The organism is Polyangium jinanense, assembly GCF_028435365.1.
This window is the reverse complement of sequence record NZ_JAGTJJ010000038.1, coordinates 1-20,122: the sequence shown is the minus strand read 5'-3', so window position 1 is coordinate 20,122 and position 20,122 is coordinate 1. Positions and strand designations below refer to the sequence as shown.

The following is a 20,122-nucleotide window of genomic DNA, read 5'->3' as shown; positions in this document are numbered from 1 at the left end:
TTGGCGCACCTCTGCCGTCGCCGCGGAGGAGTCGTGGAATGAATTCGACGAAATTGTGGCAGGGTGGATCACCGATGATCCACCTCTCGACCGCCGTTCCGTTGTCTCGTCTTCGGTTTCGCTGCTAGAAGGGGGGCCATGCACGTTCTCGTCATCGGCGGGACGCGGTTCGTCGGGCCGCTCCTCGTGCACCGCCTCCTCGCGGCGGGGCACCAGGTCACCTTGTTCAATCGCGGGACCCTGCCGGATCCCTTCGGCGCGCGGATCGAGCGGCTGCAGGGCGATCGAACGACAGCCGATCTGGCCCGGCTCATGCAAAACCGCACCTTCGACGCGGCCGTCGACTTCGCCGCCTATCGCTGGGAGGACACGCGCGGCGCGGTGGATGCGCTCGGCGGCCGCGTGGGGCACTACGTTTTCATCAGCACGGGCCAGGTCTACCTCGTGCGCGACGGCGCCCCGCGGCCTTCGCGGGAAATCGATTATGCCGGCCCGGTCATGCCCCGCCCCACGGACGAGGACGAGCTTGCGAACTGGGAATACGGCATGGGCAAACGCGACTGCGAGGACGCGCTCGTCGAAGCCTTCCAGAAATCGCGCTTCCCCTCCACGCGTGTTCGTATCCCCATCGTGAACGGCGAGCGCGACCATTATCGCCGCCTCGACCGTTATCTTCTCCGCCTCGTCGACGGCGGTCCGGTCATCGTCCCGGATGGCGGGACGCACCCGGTTCGTCACGTCTATGCGGGCGAGGTCGCGCGGTTCCTCGTGGAAATCCTCGGTCGCCAGCAAACATTTGGCGAAGCGTACAACGTCTGCCAGCGGGAGACGCCGTCCCTCGTGGAGCTTCTCGGGATCCTGCAAGGAATGCTCGGATCCCGGGCGAAGCTCGCACCCGTCCCGTCCGCGGACGTCATCGCCGCGGGGCTCAACCTCCGCGACGTCTCGCCGTTCAGCAGCAAATGGATGTCGATGCTCGATCCCTCGAAAGCCGAGGCCGAGCTCGGCTTCCGCCACGAGCCGCTCACCACCTCCCTCGGCAAGATCGTCGCGAGCTTCCTCGCGTACGGTTATGCGACGCCGCCGGACGGCTATGACCAGCGCGCGAAGGAGATCGAGCTCGCCGAACGCTGGCTCAAGGAGCGGGAGACCCTGCGCCCCGCGCCTTCGATGAACTTCGAGTAGCCCGCTTCCACGGGAGACGCAGCATCTGCGCCCGCCACGCAAGAGGCGCACGTCCCGAACCGCAGGCTCGGCCATCACCCCACGAAACCAGGCATTCGTGGGGATGGCATGGCCCTTGCCAAGATCATCGTTCCAAAGGCACCCGCACCTGGAGAGCGATGATGCAACGTACGATGAGGGCCGCGGTCGTTCGAGCGTTTGGACAGCCCCTTTCCATCGAAGAGGTCCCCGTCCCCGTGCCGAGCGCGGGCGAGGTCCTCGTCCGTGTCGTGGCGAGCGGGGTTTGTCATACCGATCTCCACGCGGCAAACGGCGATTGGCCGGTCAAACCCGCCTTGCCCTTCATCCCCGGCCACGAGGGCGTCGGTTACGTCGCCGCGCTCGGCGCCGGCGTCACCACGCTGAAGGAGGGCGACCGCGTCGGCGTCCCCTGGCTGCACAACGCGTGCGGCGCCTGCGACCCTTGCATCACCGGCTGGGAGACGCTCTGCCCGTCGCAGCAAAACACGGGGTATTCGGTCAACGGCGGGCATGCCGAATACGTCGTCGCGCCTGCGGCGTACGTGGGACGGATTCCGGACGCGCTCGGCTTCGTCGACGCCGCGCCGATCCTCTGCGCCGGCGTGACCAGCTACAAGGGCCTCAAGGAAACGGAGGCGCGCCCGGGGCAATGGGTCGTCGTCTCGGGCATTGGCGGCCTCGGGCATCTCGCGATTCCTTATGCGAAGGCGATGGGCCTGCGCGTCGTGGCCGTGGACGTGGGCGCTGACAAACTCGATCTGGCCCGCGAACTCGGCGCGGAGATCGCCATTGACGCGCTGCACGTCGACCCGGCGGCCGAGGTCCAAAAGCAGATCGGGGGCGCGCATGGGGCGCTCGTCACCGCGGTCTCGCCGGGCGCCTTCCGTCAGGCCCTCGGGACCCTTCGTTCCGGCGGGACGTGCGTGCTCGTCGGCCTGCCGCCCGGCGATTTCCCCACGCCGATCTTCGACGTCGTGCTCAAGCGCCTCACGCTGCGCGGATCGATCGTGGGCACGCGCATGGACCTGAAGGAAGCGCTGGAGATCGCCGCGCACGACAAGATCCGGCCCACCACCGAGGTGCAGCCGCTCGAGGCGATCAACAGCGTGTTCGCGCGCATGGCGGAAGGGACGATCCACGGCCGCGTGGTGCTCGCCCTTCGCGAGGAGGAAAAGGGGCCAGGCTGAACGTCTCCGTGCATCCGTGATGCCTCAGCGCGTCTTCGCGGTCGCGAGGGTGGCGCGACAGAAGACCACATTCTCGCCGTGCTTCGAGGGCGGGCAAAACCGCGTTTTGGGCGGCTCGCCCGCGGGGCTCGTGGCCGCCTCCTCCCCGCGCTCGCGACGCTGGGCCGGCGGCGCTGGATCGAGACGATTGCCGCGGTCGACCTTCACGTGGTCCCATTTCCCTCCCGTGCCGCCGCCGATTCCGCCGAACCAGCTCGACGGGGTGATCCCCGGAGTGTCCGCGTAGGGATCGTACATATCCGCCGGCAGATTGTCTCCGAACAGATCCGTTTTGACTGCCTCGGCGCGCTCCCCGGCGGACGCTGCGGGCGCAGCATCCTCCCGCACCGCCTCCATCGTGCCCTCGTCGCAAGGCCCGCTCACCTTGCGCTCGCCGCCTCGCTCCTCCGTTACCGTCTCCCCCGGCGCCGCGGTCACGAGCAGCATGCGCGTCTGCGGGACGTGCTCCTCGATCCGCGTCTCGGTGTACGAATTCCTCGGCCCGAAGAACGCCGCGCCGCCGAGCAGCAGCACGTGCGCGGCCAAGGAAAAGCCGTGGCAGAGCACGGGGACGAACGGCTTCACGGGGGGGAGGGGCGGCGGGGTGTCCATGCGTGGGCCTCGGGCGAGCGGCTCGATCGTGGACACCGCCGCGCGCGCCAGGTTCCCGCATTCTTGCGGCCCCCCCACGATCCAGGCATCCTGCAAGCCTTCCCCATGCGCGTGTCCCTCTTCGTCACAGTCGTCGCCGTGCCCGCCCTGCTCCTCGCCTGCGGCGCCCGCTCCGATCCCGCGGAGTTCGATCTCGGGAGCGGCGGCGGCGGCGGCACGGGCGGCGGCACGGGCGCCACGGGCGGCGGGCCTCCCGTCTGCACCGTGGAGCTCTGCAACGGCGTCGACGACGATTGCGACGGTCAGATCGACGAGGACAGCCAGAACGCGGGCGCCGATTGCATCACGGATCTGCCCGGCATCTGCAAGGACGGCACCGTCGTCTGCACCGGAGGCGCCCTCGCGTGCGCCTCGGACGTGGCCCCGCAACCCGAGATTTGCGGCAACGGCATCGACGAGGATTGCAATGGCATCATCGACGACGCCTGCGCCAAGCTGAACGGCTGCAGCGACGGCACGCGCGAGGGGTTCGTCGACGAGCAACAATTTCCGCAAATCGCGGGCTGCTCCGGCGGATGGGACCGCCCAGGCGTGATCTATACGTTCGACCCGGAGTGCAACCGCATCGCCGGGAACACGAGCGCGAACCCGGCCGGCAAGGGCTGCCGCGCGGAAGATCTCTGCGCGCCGGGCTTCCACGTCTGCAAGGGGGCGGACGACGCCGCCGCCCACGCGCCCGGGGGCTGCGCCGGCGTGGGCCTCGAACCGAACCTCTTCTTTGCGACACGGCAGGGCTCGACCGGCTGCGCGATATGCGCCCTCGGCACCGAGACCGATCCGAACATCTGCACGGCCGCAAGTTGCGTCGCGGACTGCGCGCCGAGCGACGTCACGGCGAACGACCTCTTCGGCTGCGGCACACTCGGCATTCCCAACGACGGCAACTGCGGGGTGCTCACCATGACCTCGGGCAACGTGTGCAGCGCGATCGGCGGTCCGTGGTGGTGCGGCGGACCCAATGACGGGTACGACGAGGCGCACGCCGTCGTCAAGCTCGGCCCCGAGGGCGGCGGCGTGCTCTGCTGCGCGGATTGAGCAGGGCGGGGGGCCTTGACGTCCGCCCGCCGCCCGCGTTTCATGGGCATCATGCCGTCGGGTGGGCCGAGGCTCTGCGTGCTCCACATCTCGGACCTGCATTTCTGCGCGCCCGAGGCGCGTGGACACTACTGGAACACCGAGGCCACCGAGCTCGCCGTCGCGCCCCACAACCGCCGCGGGCTCCTCGGCAGCCTGCTCTACGACCTGCGCAACGAAGGCCTCACGCCCGACCTCGTCGTCGTCTCGGGCGATCTCCTCGACCGCGGCAGCGAGACCGGCATCGAGCCCGTCGTCACGTTCCTGAAGACCCTCGCCGAGGGCCTCGGCCTCCCTGCCGCGCGAATCGTGATCGCCCCGGGAAACCACGACGTCCTGCGCGGCGGTGATCCCGCGGACCGTTACGCCCTGTACGATCGCATCCGCGGCGCCCTCTATGGCGATACGCGCCCGCCCTTCGCGGCAGGCACGCCGCCGCACAAGCGCGTCGATCACCACGTCTTCGAGGACCTCGACGTCGAGGTCGTCGCGTTCAACTCCTGCGAGGAGCTCGAAGCGAGCGCGCAGAAGGAGCACGGGTCCGTGGGCATTGGCCAGCGCGACCATGCGGACGGGCTCCTTCGGCGCACGCGGAGCAAGGGCCACTTTCGGATCGCGGTCGTCCATCACCACCTGGAGAGCCCCGCGGGCGTGGGACGCACCGATTACAGCGTCATGACCGACGCGGGCGGCATGCGGCGCTGGCTTGCGCGTGAGCGATTCCAGCTCGCGCTCCACGGCCACCAGCACGTCGATTGGCACGACGTACGCGAGCTCGACGGCTGGTTCCTCGCCATCGCCGCCTGCGCGAGCGCGGGCGTCGCCGAGTATGGCCGCAAGGAATGGGCGCTCCCCATTGCTTACCAGATCCTCGTCGTCGAGGGCCCGACCCGCGGGCGCCGCATTCGCCGTGAATACGACCCGCAAACCATGGAATGGGCCGACGCGGGCCGCGGCGAGGACACCCAGGCCCTTCGGTTCGGCCCTGCGGATGCGGCCGTCTCCTCGGGCGCGCGGCCCGAGCCCTTGCCGAAGACACCTCCGCCCGAGGAGCCCTCGCCGCCGAGCCTCACCCGCAAGGGCCGCATCGCCGTCAAGATCCAGCACCTCGAACGCGCGATCGACTCGCACCGCACCACGCTCCGCGTGCAGCTCGTGAGCGTCGGCGCCGCCGTCGTCCTCGGCATGGCCCTCGCGGCCTACCTCTACCGCACGCTGCCCCCGGTCCTCTCCGTATCGGGCGGCTTCGCGCTCCTCTTCGCGGGCTCGATCGGATTGCCGATGCGGCTCGCGTCGTATCGCGAGGCGATCGACAGGCTCCATTTTTTGAAAGACGGCTATCAGCGTTGCGCGTCGCACCGCGACGACGAGCTCGTGCGGGTGCTCGACGAGCGATTCCACCGGCTCATTTGAAGGGCGAGCCATGACCATGGATGAAAAAGAAAGGTTGGAAGCAGAGCTCTCGGCGCTCGAGGAGCGCGCGCGCTCGCAGCGTCAGAGGAGCATGCTCGTGACGCTCGTCCCGGTCCTCCTGACGGCGCTCATCGTCGTTTACTTCGCAATCGACATTTCTCGGAAGAACGTGGAGATCTACGACACGCGGAGGGCCAAGGACGAGCTCGATCAGAGGCTCAACGAGGGGCAGGCCAAGCTCGACGCGGTCGAGAAATCGCGGAAGAAGCTCGAAGACGAGACACGCCGCCTCGAGGATCGGAAAAAGGACCTCGAAGCATACCTGCGCAGCCAGCGGACAGCAGCGCCCCCCGCCACCGCCGGGGCGGCGGCAGGGGCGCCCCCCGCCGCCGAGGCCCCCGAGAGCGTCGTGCTGGCCGAAGAAGGCAAGGTCCCCGAGGGATTGCGCCCGACGCCGCGCGCGAAGGTCGTGCAGCGCCCGGACACGCACGGCGGCACGCTCTTCGACGTCCTGCTCTCGCTCGACGTCCCCGAAGCACAGAAGGACTCGATCAAGCGCGTGGTGTACGAGCTGAATCCGGTCTTCTACATCTCGAAGAGCGAGCTCATCGGGGGCGGCGCGCCCTCGTTCGAGGCCGCGGCCACGGTCAACACCTGCAAATCGACCGTCATTACCAAGATCGAGCTCAGCGACGGCTCTCGCATGGAGATCGACTACGACTGGTGCCGCGCCGACGGATGGCCTCAGAAACGACAAGACAAACAGGTCGTCCAGCCTGCCAGCCCGAAAGAGGTCATGAAAAACATCGAGCGCCTGAGCCCCTCGATCCCCAAGCCGCCCGTGGATATCGCGGACCAACCCCAAAGGCCTCCCCGGTAGATCCCGCCCGGCCGTTCTCCATCCTCTCCGCGTTTTCGATTCGGTCTCGTTTTTCCCGCCAGACGATCCGCGTGTCCACGTCGAAATCGTCCTGCCGAGCGTGAATCGTCCGCGCTGCGTCGCGTCGAAGAATCGCTGCCGACGTGATGGCTGCGTGGAGGTTCGAAATGAAGAAGTACGCGACGATCCTGGCTTTTTGCGCCCCTCTGCTCGGGCCTGTGATGGAGGCGCGAGCGGACGGCGGGATCGACGCGTCGCTCGATGCGTCGTTCTTCGGAAAGGTCCAGATGAGGACGCCTGCGCAGATGCAAGCGCAATGGCAGACGCCCGTCCAGATGCCGCCGCAAGTCCAGACGGCACCCCCGGCGGAGCGGCCTTACGGCCCTCGATCGATCCCGCGCCCGCAATATGGCCCCGCCCCCACCCCGCGGCGTTACGCGAACGTCTACCCCCGCTACACCGAGCTCCGCATCGCGCCGGCCTACGGCGGGATCGCCTGGATCTACGACGGCAACACCCTCATCGGCTCGATCGAGGGGCGCCCCGGCGTCATGTTCGTCCCCGAGGGGCGCGCCTACGGCGTCGTCATGACCCGCGGCGACCGGAGGGTTTGGCAGGGCCATGTCCAGGCCACGCCCGGCGTCGTGGCCCTCTCCCTCGACCGCCACGGCTCCCCGATCGTCGAGCGTGTCCCGCCGCCGCCCTCGCACAACGCGTATCCGCCGCCCGCGTTCGAGCTCGAACGGCCCCTCTCGGCCATCCAGTTCCGTACCACGATCGCCGACATGGAGGCCTTGCAAGACGAACGCAGCCGCCTCGCGTTCCTGGCCGAGGTCTTCGGGAATCGCGCCGTCACCGTCGGGCAAGCGCACGATCTGATCGCGCGCCTCGCATTCGATGATTCGCGCCTCAGGGCGCTCGAAATTCTCTCCCCCAACCTCATCGGCCGCGGCGATGCCTCGCGCCTGCTCGACGAATTCGTCACCTACGAGGCCCGCGTCCGCGCCGCCGCCATTCTCCGTATTCCTTGACTATCCACAACGCCCGCTCGACGTCCCGTCCGGCGGCACGCACGAGAGCCCGAGGGTCGCGCAATCGAGCGTGACCCTCGATCCAGCCACGCAGACCGAGATCGTCGTCCCATTGCATTCGTCGATCCCGGGATCGAGCGGCGAGCACGCCTCCCCGGACCGCGCGCACCGCGCGCCCCCGTCCTCCGCGATGCACGCGGCGCCCATCGCCGCGCAATCGAACTCCGAGGCGAGCGAGCCGTCGCAGACGCGCACCCGCGCCTCCTTTGGCGCGCATGACGTCGCGCCCGGCTCGTCGCACGGAAACACCCCGTCCTCGGTCGCGCATTGCGCGTCCGCGCCCTCGGCGCCTTCCGGGCAGGTGAGCCCCACCGTATTGCAATCCTTCGCGACCTTCAGGTTCGTCGCCGGATCACACCGCACGTAAACCCCCGACGTGCAGCGCGGCGGCGCCGCGGTCTCGGGCAGGCACCCGCTCAGCGCGCATCGCCCCTCGCTCCCGAGCCCGAGCCTGCACTCGCTTCCGGCGCCCCAGTGCGGCGTCACGCAACGCTCGGCGTACCGGCTCGTGCAATCGACGAGCATCCCCGCGGACGCGCACGCGTCGCCCGCCACGCCCACGCACCGCGTATCGTCCTCGCCCAGCGGCTCGACGAAGGCGCACGCGAGCGCCTCCTCGCATCCCCCGGCCTCGCTCACGCAGCCGAGCAGGCTCGCCTGCGCGGAGAGCCCGAATCGGCTCGGCGGAAGCGGGCCCGAAAGCCACCCGAGGCACGTCGAGAACCGCGTCGCGCTTGCAGGCACACCGATCGACCGCGCGATGGCCTCGGAGAGCCTCGGACAACGAAAGACCAGGCTACACGCCCGCGCGCCCTCCTCGATCGAGAGGTAACCGGGCAGCGCGTTCGCTTCCGGGGGCACCGTGAGCCCATCGAACACGGTACATCCGAGGAGCCCGAGGAGGAGCCAAGCGAAAAGTTTTCCACGCATCAACGGCGATTGTCGCCGATCTCCCCCGCCCGATACGGATTCGCGTGCAGATCCCATCGCGACGCGGGCGCCTTCGGCCGCGCCGAACCGGTCGCAGCGCCCGCCGCCGGCCTCGCCTCGGCCGAAGGCGCGGCCGCCGCCCCGCTCCCGCCCGGCGCCTCCGTGAGCGCCGTGTTCGTCGAGACAACCACGACCTCCCGCGCCCACGCCACGCGCGCCTCCACGCCCGCGTTCGCCCGCGTCGGGCTCGGCGCCGCCCGTCGCATCGCGGAAGCCGCGAGGAAACCGCCTCCCGCGAGTGCCGCCGCCGAAGCGAGCACCACGATCGCCCGCGACGACGATCGCCGCCGCGGCGCGTTCTCCATGGCCCCTTCGATCCTCGGTTGGTCCAGAAAAACCCGCACCGCCTCCCGCCGCCGTTCGATCTCCGCCGCTCCGAGCCGCGCGAGGATCGCCGCAACCTCGCGCGCGGGTGCCGGCGGGAGCGCGCGTTCGAGCGCCTCCGCGAACGCCGCGGCCGACGCGAAGCGCTCCTCGGGATCGCGGCAAAGCGCCGCTTCGAGCACCTCGTCGACCGCGGGCGAAAGGCCGAGCGCCGTCTCCGACAGCCGCGGAATCTCGTCCGCGAGCACGCCGATCAACACGTCCGCCTCGTCTCGCCCATCGAAGAGCCGCTCGCCCGTGATCGCCTCGTAGAGCACCACGCCTGCGGCGAACACGTCCGCGCGCCGATCGAGCTCGCGACGCCGGAGCTGCTCCGGCGCCATGTACGCGATCGTCCCCTTCATGATCCCGCTCTTCGTCTGCGTGATTCGCCGCGCCGCTTTGGCCACGCCGAAATCGATGAGCCGTGCTTGCCCATCCGTGCCGACGAGCACGTTTCGCGGGCTCACGTCGCGGTGCACGATCTCGAGTGGCTCGCCGCGCAGATCCTTCGCCTCGTGCGCCGCGTCGAGGCCGGCGAGCACGTCGAGCAGGATCCGGCTCGCCACCGCGGGCGGCAGCCGCTCGCCTCCGCGCCGGGCCGCGTCGAGCAGCGCGCCGAGCGAGAGCGACTCGACGTACGGCATCACCAGGCAAAGCTCGCCCGACGCGTCGACCACGTCCTCGACCGGCACCACGTTCGGATGCCGCATAGACGCCGCCACGCGCGCCTCGTCGGCCAGCATGTCCCTCAGGTTCGGCTCCTTCAGCAGATGCGGATGCACGCGCTTCAGCACGACGAGCCGCTCGAAGCCGACCTCGCCCGTCTTTCGCGCGAGGTACGTCGTCGCCATGCCGCCGGACGCGAGCTCGGCGATCCCCTCGTACGGACCGATCCGCTCGATCGATCGCGCCATTCAAAAACTCCCCGTGGCCCCGACGAACGCCGGGCCTCCGAGCACGGGCGGCGTGATCTTCAGTTCGACGCTTGGGGCTTCGGATCGCCTGACGGCGTCCTTCGCTCCAAACCCCACCTTCACATCCTTGCCGCGCTGGCCCGCGAGCCAGATCGATCCGAGTACGCCCGTGATCGCGCCGAGGCCGAGCGATACACCGATCAGCACGTTCGTGCGGAACTGTTTGTCCCGACCTTCGTCGAGTTTGTCCCAGGACGGCGCCGCGTCGAAATCCGATCGCGCGCTCAACGTATCGACCCCCGACCACACCATGAGCCCCGTGCTCACGAGCGTCGCGGCCCCGCTCGCGACGAGCGCCGGCACGAGCCAGGGTTTGCCTTCGCGCGGCGCCGTCGTGATCGTGGCCGGCGGGCGCGGCGCTTTCGCGATCGGACGCGGCGGCTCCTTCGGCGATTCCTTCGGCGCCGAACCGATATTCTCCGCGACGAGCGCCACGCTGCGCACGCCACCCGCTTCGAGCGCCTCCGTCCGCTGCACCGAGACCCCACGCACGCGACCTTTGATCACGTGCGTCCCGGGGTGCACGTACACGCTCGTCCCTTCGAGCGGCTGATCATCGACCCGCACCTCCTCGGCCTCGGGCGCGAACACCTCGATTCGCCCGAGCTTCGTCGCGAGCTCGGCGAGCGCCTTGCCTGCCGCGTCGCGATCCGGCGCGCGTTCCGGCGCCTCGCGCAGATACCGCGCGTATGCGTTCGCCGCGCGCGCGACCTCGCCGGCCTTGTCCCACGACCTCGCCGCGTTCCAGAGCGGCGCCGGGTGCGGGGCTTTTTGGTACGCCTCCTCGAAACGTTCGGCTGCTCTTGAAAAATCACCGGCTCGATACGCGCGTTCGCCCTCCTCGAATGCGCGCGTGGCGGCTGCGCGATCCTCCGTCGTGACCGCGCGCTCCTCGGCTTGCGCCGCCGCGATCCCCGCCTGTCCCGGCGCGACGACGAGCGCGAGCGTGGACACGACGAGGCCAGCACTTTTTCGAGAAACGAAGCGAGCGAGAAGGCGCATTCCGCGATAAGATACCACGCCTTCCGAGCGCGCCGAGACTCGCCCCGGCGCGGGGAGCAGGGGTATGACACATTCTGTCTTTCCCTCTCGAGCGACTCGTGTGTCCATCGCCTCCCTCCTCCTCGCGGCAGCCGCGTGTGGCCCTGCCGAGAGCGAGGACGAGAGCGTCGATGTCGAGCAGGCCCTCGACGCGCTCGACGTTTCGCAGCACGAAGCGGCGCTCGTCGTCGCCTCGATCGCGCGCCTCGATCCGAAGAGCGCCTATCCCGACCTCGCCGCGGTGAAAGCGGCGGCGACGGCGGGCCTCGTCTTCCGCCCCACGGATTGCGTCACGGCGACGCGCAAAGACAACACGGTGAAGTACCTGCTCTCGGGTTGCATCGGCCCGTTCAAGACGGCGAATCTCGACGGCACGTTCGACGTCGTGTTCTCGGTCGGCGCGAGTGGTCTGCACGCGCTCGCGTCCGCGCGGGATCTGCACGCTTCGCGGGCGATCCTCGACATCGATTCCGAGGGGTTTTACTCGCTCGACGCCGACGGCGAGACGCGGCGGCTCGTGGTCGAGGCGAGTGGCGAGGGCGTGGGCCCGCGCGGGCATCGAATCGAGCGCGCAGGCTCTTACACGGTCACCTGGAATGCCACGGAGAAATGCGTCACGTTCGACGGTGATTGGGAGACCATCGTCGGCGCGCGGGCTTTCCATACCGTGGTGAGCGGCCTGGCACGCTGCGCCGGCGAATGCCCCGCGGCCGGCGGCGAGATCGTCCACGAGAAGAAGGCTCTCGACATCCACATCCGCATCACGTTCGACGGCAGCGCCCGTGCGACCTGGTCGAGCTCGCGTGGCCAAAGCGGCACGATTCCGCTATTCTGCGGCGCGGGATCATGAACGAACAAGCGTCGTGGGGTTCGGGGCGAAGGGCGCCGTCAGGCGACCCGGAGCCCCGAGCGTCGAACAGGCGCGGAGGAGGACATCGATGAGCGACGCGGCAGAAGAGGGCGACGTTTCGCTCGTCGAGCGGGTCCTCGCGGGGGATCGGAGCGCGGCGGATACGCTCGTGAAGGCGCACCAACCCGGGATCCTGCGCCTCGTTCGCCGCTACGTCCGGCGCCCCGAGGACGCCGAGGACGTCGCGCAGCGGGCGTTCCTCAATGCGTTCGAAAAACTCGCTGACTTTCGCCGTGAATCGAGCTTCCGCACCTGGCTGTATCGGATCGCGGTCCACGTCGCGCTGAACCACGTCCGCGGCTCCTCGCGGGAAGGCCCGCTCGCCGACATGGACGATCTGCCCGCATTCACGAACTCCCTCGAAACGAGCCGGCTCGTCGCCGCCGAGGTCTGGGGCCGCGTCGCGCAACGGCTCGAAGAGCTCCCGCCGAAGCAGCGCCTCACCGTGGAGCTACGCCTCTTCCACGAGCTCAGCTTCCGCGAGATCGCGGTCCTCGCCGATTGCAGCGAGGACAGCGCGAAGGTGAACTTTCACCACGGCATCAAGCGTCTGCGCGGGCTGATTCCGGATCCGAACGGCTGAGCACACGAGCTTTTCGCCCCCGTTTCCATGCGGCGATCCCCGCGCCGAGCGCGCCGATCGCTGCGAAAAGGGCGAGGGCCCGCGGGATCGTCGGGACCAACCGTTCGTCCTTCTTTACCCATGAGGGAGCGGCATACGACGCGCAAATCCCCGCCACGTCATCCGGATCGAGTGCGCGCCTCGGCGCATGCCCCGGCTTGAGCCCCGCGCGCATCACGGCCGAGGTTTGCCCGCTGTGCGCGAGCCCCGCCGCGTGCCCGAGCTCGTGGAGCAGCACCGTCTCCAGATCGAGCGCATCCGCCGGAACATTCTCCGCGTCGCTCCACCGTCGCGTCGCGTCGAGCTCGATCACCACGCGCTGGATGTTCCCGGTGAACTTGTCACTCTCGACATCCGTATGTGCTCCAATCGCCGGGCCGTGACGCCACCCCGAAAGCACGGCCCGCACCTCGATCGGCGCATCCTCCCCCGCGTTCGCTTCGACAAACGAGAACCCGCTCGCCCCGCAAACCACGCGCGACCACGTCGCCATGGCCCGGAGCATCGCCCCCCGGCCCCCGTCGGACAAACCCGGCACGGGTGTGGCAAGACGCACCCGTGCCGGAAGCGAAGTCAAATGAAGGCGCGCGCCGTACTCGGATCGCCCGTGCTCGTAGCCCCAGGCTTCCGGCGTGAACGAAAGGGCCACGAACATCGCGAGGGATACCCGGACAAACACGAGCACGGCGCGCGCCCACATCATGCCGTCACTGGCCGATCGCGTCGGCCGCGTCCGCCTCGGCGACGTCGATGTCCATCGCGCCCGATTCCTCGAGCAGCGCATCGAGCTCCGGGTCCGTATCCTGCCCGTCCGCGCTCACGTTGCCCTGATCCGGCGGCGCTTCCTCCGCGAAACCGGCGCACATTGCGAGGTCGCCCTCGTCGGGGTTCATCGCGTTGTTGTTCGGGTTGTCATCCTTGTACGCCGTGCGGAGGCCGTCCTTGTCCCAGCACTCGTGCGCCGTGCCGAGCAGCTTCGGGTTCGGCCCGAGCGAGGCCACGGCCGCCGCGGCGCGCCCGCCTTCGCCGCCCTTCCACAGGATCCTGAGGCCGATCGCCTCCTGGCCCGGCAGATCCGCGCTCACGTCGCCCACGCCCACGGCCCGGAACCGGCCGCCCACGCCCACGAGCCGCACGAGGTCCGCGCCGTAATTGACCTTTTGCATCTGCGGGTCGTCCCGACGAACCACGTTCACGTAGGCGATACGCCGGCCGCGCTTGTCGCCCTTGTGATTCGCGAACCAGAAATGGACCGACCCGTCCGCGCCCGGGGCATTGTAGAGATCACTCACGTTCGTCAGGTTCACGTGGAACCGACCGCCGCCCGTCTTCGGGCCCTTCTTCACGAAGATGCCCGTGAGCAGCGGCTTCTTCGCGCCGTCCGTGGCCTTGCCCTGCACCAGGTACCGCAGCCGATCCTGCGTCATGCGCACGGCGGAGAACGTAATCTCCACGCCCTGGATCGTCTTCACCCATTGCGCATACGCCCGGCCGTCCGCCGTTACGCCCTTCCTGGCCGGCTCGCCCTGGGCCGCTTCCTTGATGAAGCTCATCACCGCGGCGACGTCGCTGCGCGCCTTGTCGCCCTGCTTCTTGCCCTCGGCGAGCAACGTCGCGGGATCGCCGATCACCTCCGCGGCCGCGGCCGCGTCCGGGTCCTGCGCGAGGAGATCACCGAGGTCGACGATCTCCTCGTCGACGATCGGATCGGTCGAGTTCACGGGCTCGGGCTCGGGATTGCCGCCGCAGCCGGCGAGCGCGAGGGCCGAAGAAAAGACGAGGCTCGAGAGCGTGTAACGAAGCCATTTCATGCCGAGATCTCTCCCTTCGATCCTCCACGCGGGGCGGAGGATCGTCATTCGAACGAGGGCGGGACGCGCGCCCCTCCGGCGCGTTCTCTCACCTCGTCCGCGCTTCTAGACACCCCGGCGGGCGAAAGGGAAAATCAGCGCTGCGCGCGGGCCTTCACGGCGAAGAGGCCCGGGCCGTCGCCCTCGCGGAGACCCTCGAAGTTCGCTTCGTACTGGAAGTAACGCGCCCTCGGCACGTCGAGCTGCATGTCCCCGGGCGGGCCCAGCGTGCCCGTTGGATCGACGAACCACCCGTCGCCGCCGCCCGGGCCCACGAACGAGGGATCGCCCTCCGCGCAGGCCGGGTCGCTGCACGTGCGCACCCGCAACGCGAGCCGCGCCCCGCCACGCCGATACATGGCCATGACCTCGTCCGGCTCGAGCGCGCGTTTCCACACGGCGACCTCGTCGTACGTCCCCTCGGCCTGATAGCCACCGTTGAGCAGAGCGCCGAGCGCGAAGTCGCTGCCGGTCAGGAAGATGGGCGTGTGGAACGTGGTCCCGAGCGTCGCCTCGGCGATCCCGTCGACGTAGAGAATGACCTGGCTCTGCGCGTGGCCCTTTTTGACGGCCGCGAGGTGGTGCCAGTTCCCGTCGTTGATCTGGGTCGTGCCGCAGAATGGCACGCCGTCGGACGCGTCGTCGCTGTTCGACTTGAAGGTGCCCGCCGCGCGGCCCTCGGCCGAGCCCGAGCCACAGGCGTTGAATGCGTCCCCGTCCGCGCAGCCGAGCCAGAGGTGCGGGCCGCCGAACCCGGTGTCGACGCCGAGGAAGACCCGGTTGACCACGCAGCTGGAGGAGGTCTTGACCCAGAGCGCCCAGGTGAAATCGCCCTCGTCGAAATCGAAATCGTAATCACCCATGATCGTATCGATCGCGACGTGCGTATTGAGTTTGTCCGCGAGGCCCTGCCCGATCGGACCCTCCTCGAACGAGAGCGTCGTACCCGAGGGCGCGCTCACGACGGCGTTGCTTTTCCCGCCGGACGTATCCATCGCCTCGGCCCCCGAGGTCAGCGCGCCCGTGCCGTCGAGGTGGAGCAAGAGGACGTTCGCGGACATGTCGCTCGACCCCTCCGCATACCCCGTCTCCTTGCCCCGGGAATCCGGCAATGCTTTCAGGTACGGCCCCGCCGGGGTCCACGCGAACGTGGTCCAGTCGACGGCCTCGCCCGCGTCGAAGACACGCGAACGGAACACGCCGTCATACGCCTCCGACTCGAGCCGCAATCGCCCCCCGGCCCACTCCATGTCGGTGAACGACCCGAGCTCGAATTCGCCTTCGAACGCGTCGTCCACGAATTCATACGTTCCGTCCGGCAGCTCGATCGGCCCGCTTCCGCTTCCGCCACCCGACGAGAGCGCGTCGAGATCGACGAGCGCCGAGCAGCCCAGCGTGAGGGAGGCGAGGGGGAAGAACGCCGCGAAAAGGTGCGTCTTCATCAGAAGGCTCCTCGAAGGCTCAAGAATCCGCCGCCGATCGTCGGGGCAAACTCGATCCGGGGCATCGCGCTCTTCTGCTCGTCGCGTGACCCCGACGTGAAATACACGACCGCCGCCGTTCCCAGGAGGACGACCGACGCGGCCGCCGTGATGTCCGCGGCCAGGAATTTCGTGCGAATGGGATCCACCGCCGCGTCCGTGCAGCGCGGCGCGCACGACGCTTCGAGATCCGATTTCGCCGAGAGCCCGAGCAGGCCGATCACGCCTGCCGCGCCGAGCCCGAGGATCCCCACGCCGCCGATCACGATCGGTGCGATCGGCACGCCGCTCCCCTTTTCGGCGGGCTTCTCTTCCGGGGCTTTCGGCTCCTTCTTGAACGACGCCTCGATCCGCACGAGCTTATCGCCCTCGTGCACGATCACCTTGCGGGTCACGGGCTCCGCGCCGTCTCGCTCGAACCGGAGCACGTGCTCGCCGGGATCCATCGGCATGGCCTTGCCGTCGAGCCGCTCGCGCACGAGTTTGTCACCCTCGAACACACGCACGTCGGCCGTCTCGTCGCCCTTCTCGTCGCGCGCCACGAGCACCACGGTCGGCAGGCTCTTCTCGATCTCGGCGAGCCACTCGGTGCAGTCCTTGCGCACGACGCGCGGGCAGTCGTTGTGCGAGCAGACGAGCGCCGCCTCCTGCGCCGACGCGAGCTTGCCTTCCTTGCGCAGCGACTGCGTTTGCTCGTACGAGGCCACGCACTCTTTTTTCGTCGTGGCGGAGGCGGGGGCCGCGAGCGGGATCGTCGCCGCGGCCAGGAAAACAAGGGCTCGGGTCTTCACAAACACTCCGGCTTGATGCGGCGGATGCCCTTCGCGTCGATGGTGTACGGAGGGCTGCAGCCGTCCGCGCGGGGCGCCGTTTTACCGCTCGTCGTCGTCGCGGTCGCCGCGCCCTTCGCCGTCGGGCGTGGCGTCGCCGCCGTCGTCGTCGTCGTCGCGACGGGCGTGCTCGTGGTCGCCGCGCTCGTCTCCGGCGGCGTGGGCGCGACCGTGGGCTCGGGCGGCTTTGCAGGCGTGTTCGCCGTCGTCGCCGTGACCGTCGGCGTGACCGGCTGGATCCCCGTCGCCTGCTCCTCGCGGCCTCGATCGAGCCAGAGCAGGGCCGCGCCTCCGAGCGCGGCGACGAGCACAGCGGCCGCGATCACCACGACCGATCGGGGCAGCGCCACCGCTTGCGGCCGATGGGACACGGCGATCCCCGAGACCTGCGAGGATCGCATCGCCGCCGCCACGCTCCCCGCTTCCACGCTCCCGTCGAGCGAAGACAGCGGCGGCACGTCCGCGTCCGACATCGACGCGTTCTCGATCGCTTGCACCTCGCGCGCGCGCCGCGTGATCCCGTCGGGCGCCACCTGCGCGAGCCACTCGCCGACCTCCCACGCGGGCGCCGGCGGCACGGCGGTTTCGAGCGCCATCGCCATCTCCCGCGCGGTCTGGAAGCGATGGGCTGGATCACGCGACAGCCCTCGCATCACCACCGCTTCGAGCTCGGGCGGCACCTCCACGCCGATCTGCTTCAGCGGCGGGATCTCGTTCATCGTCACCTGCGCGATGATCGCGAGCTCGCTGTCGCCGTTGAACAGCCTGCGCACGGCGAGCATCTCCCAGAGCACGATGGCCGCGGCGAACACGTCGACGCGCCGATCCACGGTGCTCCCGGAGCGGATCTGCTCCGGCGCCATGTACGCGTATTTTCCTTTGAGCTCGCCCTCGCGCGTCACCTGGGCGCGGCCCATCGCCTTCGCCACGCCGAAGTCGAGCACGCGTGTCGTCCCGTCTGCGCCGACGAGCACGTTCTGCGGCGACACGTCGCGGTGCACGATCCCGAGCGGCGCGCCGCGTTCGTCCACGGCCTCGTGCGCGGCGTGCAGCCCGTGCAGCGCGCTCGCCACCACGCCCGACACGATCCGGAGCGGCGGCCGCGATCGTTCGCGCTCCAAGTTTTTGAGCACGCGCGCGAGGCTCTCGCCGTGCACGTAGTCCATCACGAGGAGCAGCTCGCCGCCTTCGAAGATCACGTCGAGGATCGGCACCACGTTCGGGTGCTTGATCCGCGCGGCGAGGCGGGCCTCGTCGAGGAACATCGTCGAGAACTCGGGGTCCTTGGCAAACTGCGGGTGCAGCCGCTTGATCGCGACGGTCCGGGCGAACCCCGACGGCCCGAGCAGGCGCCCGAAATAGACCGTGGCCATGCCTCCCGACGCGATCTCGCCGTAGAGGGCGTACCGACCGACCTTGCGCGCGCCCGCGTGCCCTCCTGTCATGAGGTCGGTGTCACTCTAACAGACCGCGCCCTTTGGCGGCCACATCCTTACCCACCCTTTTTCTGTCGCGCCTTCCAGGCCCAAAACGCCTTCGAGCTCCCGCGGCTCTTCCCCTTCGCCTTCCCGCGCGCCTTCTTCTTCGGCTCCTCGTCGAGCGTGACGAACCGCGTGGGCGCCTCGCCGCCGTGCGTTTGTCCCTCCTCGGTCAGCGACACCCGCTGGAACTCGATCCACTCCCCGCCCTTCTGGAACGAGTCCGACCGCACCTCGCAGAGCCCCGCGCGCACGAGCCCGTTCACGAGGTGCTCGAACGACCGCCTATCGAGCGCGTCGCCGAACGTCTCGCGATGCAGCCGCCCCATCGGCTGCCCGTCCTCCTCGGCGAGCGCGTCCAAAATCTTCTGGATCGCCGCCGTCTCGGCGCGGCTCGGCTCGCGGAACTTCCTCCCGACGCACGCATCGGGCGCGCACACGTCGCACACCCCGCAGGGCCGCCCGTCGTCCTCCTGGTCACCGAAATGCCGCACCAGGTGCAGCATCCTGCACCCGTGCCCTTCGGCGTACCGGGCCATTTTGGCGAGGTCCTCCTGCTTGTGCTTGCGCTGCGCCACGTACTCGCCGAGGAAATCTTCGCGCCCCCGCCGGATCCCCCCATCCGCGTCGATGATCGCGCCGCCGCTGATCCAGAGCTTCTCCAGCACCTTCTCGAACTTCTCGGGATCGGACTCCACCCGCGGCGAGAGCGCCTCCTTCGTCTGCGGCCGCGACCCGAGCGCCCCGAACAGCGCCGAGAGCAGCGCCGGATCGGGATAATCGCGCTCGAAGAAAAACTCGTGCGTCCGCCGGTCCGTGAACGAATGCATCATGATCGCCCGCGAAGGCAAACCATCCCGCCCGGCGCGCCCGATCTCCTGGTAATACGCTTCCACGCTCCCGGGCAGCGCCATATGAACGACGGTCCGCACGTTCGGTTTGTCCACCCCCATTCCGAACGCGATTGTCGCCACCACCACCTCGAGCTCCCCGCCCAGGAACGCCGACTGGATCCGATCCCGCGTCCCCGTCTCCATCCCCGCGTGGTACGCCGCCGCCCCGAGCTCCGAAAGCTCCTTTGCCGTCTCCTCCGCGTGTTTCCGCGTCGGCGCATACACGATCGCCGGCCGCCGCTCCTTCGGCTCCAAAAGCTTCCGCACCGCCTCCACCCTCGCCGCGGGCGAAAGCTCCACCACCTCGATCCCGATATTGGTCCGCCGGAACCCATGAATGAACCGCGACGCCTCCGAGAGCCCGAGCTCCCGCGCGATATCGTCCTGCACCATCGGCGTCGCCGTCGCCGTCAGCGCCACCACCGGCGCCGGCCGGAGCGAAGGCAGCCGCTGCCCCAGCATCCGGTACTCTGGCCTGAAATCATGCCCCCAGTGCGAAATGCAATGCGCCTCGTCCACGGCGACCAGCGTCGGCTTCCGCTTCGCCAGCATCTCGGGAAACCCCGGCACCCTGAGCCGTTCCGGCGCGATAAATAGAAAATCCAGCCGCCCCGCCAAATACTCCGCGCAAGCCGCCCGTGAGCTCAGCCGATCCCGCCCCGAATGAATTCGTTCCGCGGCAAACCCTTGCGCCCGGAGCTTCCCCACCTGATCTTCCATCAAAGCAATGAGGGGACTCACCACGAGCGTCGTCCCCCTTCGTGCAATCCCCGGCAACTGATAACAAAGCGACTTCCCGGCCCCCGTCGGCATCACGAGCAGCACATCCTGCCCCTCGGTCACGGCCCGACAAACCGCCTCTTGATAAGGTCGAAACCCAGAAAAACCAAATCGCTCCCGCAAAATCTCTCCGAGCGTCGCCCCTGCTCGCACCTCTCGCCGCTCCGCCAGCGGTAACTCCGCCTGCCCCTGCAACACCCTCGCTTGTCCTGCCATACCCTTCACCACCCCCGCCGAGGCGAACGCTGCCGCCCCTTTCGGCTCGACCTTCCCCGTCTTCCCCCCCTCCTTCTCCTTCCGAGCCCCCTTGGCCCGAGACGCCCGTGATTCGAGGCCTGCGGGCGG

At 69.1% G+C, this 20,122-nt stretch carries 18 protein-coding genes; 8 read left to right on the top strand and 10 right to left on the bottom strand.

The features are described 5' to 3' along the window. Window positions 1-138: 138 nt before the first annotated feature. Both KEG57_RS38215 and adhP read left to right on the top strand, forming a co-directional pair. On the top strand, window positions 139-1,185 hold the full coding sequence (locus KEG57_RS38215; protein WP_272421175.1) for an NAD-dependent epimerase/dehydratase family protein: 1,047 nt from the start codon (window positions 139-141) through the stop codon (window positions 1,183-1,185). A gap of 158 nt (window positions 1,186-1,343) precedes the next feature. Then, entirely contained in the window at window positions 1,344-2,393 is a 1,050-nt protein-coding gene (gene adhP / locus KEG57_RS38210; RefSeq protein WP_272459416.1) for an alcohol dehydrogenase AdhP, read from the top strand. Window positions 2,394-2,417: 24 nt separating this feature from the next. Here adhP and KEG57_RS38205 read toward each other — a convergent pair whose 3' ends face one another. Continuing rightward, complete coding sequence (locus KEG57_RS38205; protein WP_272421173.1) at window positions 2,418-3,017, bottom strand: hypothetical protein; 600 nt, start codon at window positions 3,015-3,017, stop codon at window positions 2,418-2,420. A gap of 132 nt (window positions 3,018-3,149) precedes the next feature. Here KEG57_RS38205 and KEG57_RS38200 point away from each other — a divergent pair, with 132 nt between their 5' ends. The 4 genes from KEG57_RS38200 (at window position 3,150) to KEG57_RS38185 (ending at window position 7,502) form a co-directional block, all read left to right on the top strand. After that, window positions 3,150-4,139 (top strand): MopE-related protein, encoded by a 990-nt coding sequence (locus KEG57_RS38200; protein ID WP_272421172.1) that lies wholly within the window; start codon window positions 3,150-3,152, stop codon window positions 4,137-4,139. A gap of 15 nt (window positions 4,140-4,154) precedes the next feature. Beyond that, window positions 4,155-5,591 carry a metallophosphoesterase family protein gene (locus KEG57_RS38195; RefSeq protein WP_272421171.1) on the top strand — a complete coding sequence of 479 codons (1,437 nt, stop codon included), beginning with the start codon at window positions 4,155-4,157 and terminating at the stop codon, window positions 5,589-5,591. A gap of 10 nt (window positions 5,592-5,601) precedes the next feature. Further along, on the top strand, window positions 5,602-6,471 hold the full coding sequence (locus tag KEG57_RS38190) for a coiled-coil domain-containing protein (RefSeq protein WP_272421170.1): 870 nt from the start codon (window positions 5,602-5,604) through the stop codon (window positions 6,469-6,471). Window positions 6,472-6,638: 167 nt separating this feature from the next. After that, window positions 6,639-7,502, top strand: a complete 864-nt coding sequence (locus KEG57_RS38185; RefSeq protein ID WP_272421169.1) for a DUF4476 domain-containing protein — start codon at window positions 6,639-6,641, stop codon at window positions 7,500-7,502. Here KEG57_RS38185 and KEG57_RS38180 read toward each other — a convergent pair whose 3' ends face one another. Genes KEG57_RS38180 through KEG57_RS38170 form a run of 3 tightly spaced genes read right to left on the bottom strand, consistent with a single transcriptional unit; the run spans window position 7,503 to window position 10,894 of the window. Beyond that, complete coding sequence (locus KEG57_RS38180; protein WP_272421168.1) at window positions 7,503-8,492, bottom strand: hypothetical protein; 990 nt, start codon at window positions 8,490-8,492, stop codon at window positions 7,503-7,505. After that, the gene (locus tag KEG57_RS38175) at window positions 8,492-9,832 is read right to left on the bottom strand and encodes a serine/threonine-protein kinase (RefSeq protein ID WP_272421167.1); all 1,341 of its coding nucleotides are present in this window, start codon (window positions 9,830-9,832) and stop codon (window positions 8,492-8,494) included. Before KEG57_RS38175 ends, KEG57_RS38180 begins: the two co-directional genes overlap by 1 nt. Then, window positions 9,833-10,894: a tetratricopeptide repeat protein gene (locus KEG57_RS38170; protein ID WP_272421166.1), complete on the bottom strand. Its 1,062-nt coding sequence runs from the start codon at window positions 10,892-10,894 to the stop codon at window positions 9,833-9,835. It abuts the gene before it with no gap. Between the two features lie 100 nt (window positions 10,895-10,994). Between KEG57_RS38170 and KEG57_RS38165 the strand changes: the two genes are divergently transcribed. Together KEG57_RS38165 and KEG57_RS38160 are read left to right on the top strand one after the other, a co-directional pair. Continuing rightward, the gene (locus KEG57_RS38165) at window positions 10,995-11,783 is read left to right on the top strand and encodes a hypothetical protein (protein WP_272421165.1); all 789 of its coding nucleotides are present in this window, start codon (window positions 10,995-10,997) and stop codon (window positions 11,781-11,783) included. Window positions 11,784-11,871: 88 nt separating this feature from the next. Next, on the top strand, window positions 11,872-12,426 hold the full coding sequence (locus KEG57_RS38160; RefSeq protein WP_272421164.1) for an RNA polymerase sigma factor: 555 nt from the start codon (window positions 11,872-11,874) through the stop codon (window positions 12,424-12,426). Here the strand turns inward: KEG57_RS38160 and KEG57_RS38155 are convergent. The 6 genes from KEG57_RS38155 to KEG57_RS38130 form a co-directional block, all read right to left on the bottom strand. Next, on the bottom strand, window positions 12,386-13,168 hold the full coding sequence (locus KEG57_RS38155; RefSeq protein WP_272421163.1) for a matrixin family metalloprotease: 783 nt from the start codon (window positions 13,166-13,168) through the stop codon (window positions 12,386-12,388). The genes KEG57_RS38160 and KEG57_RS38155 overlap by 41 nt on opposite strands. A gap of 4 nt (window positions 13,169-13,172) precedes the next feature. Further along, window positions 13,173-14,276, bottom strand: coding sequence for a hypothetical protein (locus tag KEG57_RS38150; protein ID WP_272421162.1), 1,104 nt, complete (start codon window positions 14,274-14,276; stop codon window positions 13,173-13,175). Window positions 14,277-14,410: 134 nt separating this feature from the next. After that, window positions 14,411-15,757 carry a LamG domain-containing protein gene (locus KEG57_RS38145; RefSeq protein WP_272421161.1) on the bottom strand — a complete coding sequence of 449 codons (1,347 nt, stop codon included), beginning with the start codon at window positions 15,755-15,757 and terminating at the stop codon, window positions 14,411-14,413. After that, window positions 15,757-16,587, bottom strand: a complete 831-nt coding sequence (locus tag KEG57_RS38140) for a hypothetical protein (RefSeq protein ID WP_272421160.1) — start codon at window positions 16,585-16,587, stop codon at window positions 15,757-15,759. Before KEG57_RS38140 ends, KEG57_RS38145 begins: the two co-directional genes overlap by 1 nt. Then, window positions 16,584-18,071, bottom strand: coding sequence for a serine/threonine-protein kinase (locus KEG57_RS38135; RefSeq protein ID WP_272421159.1), 1,488 nt, complete (start codon window positions 18,069-18,071; stop codon window positions 16,584-16,586). Before KEG57_RS38135 ends, KEG57_RS38140 begins: the two co-directional genes overlap by 4 nt. 47 nt (window positions 18,072-18,118) lie before the next feature. Further along, window positions 18,119-20,122 (bottom strand): RecQ family ATP-dependent DNA helicase (locus KEG57_RS38130; RefSeq protein WP_272459415.1); only part of this gene is annotated, 2,004 nt, incomplete at its 5' end.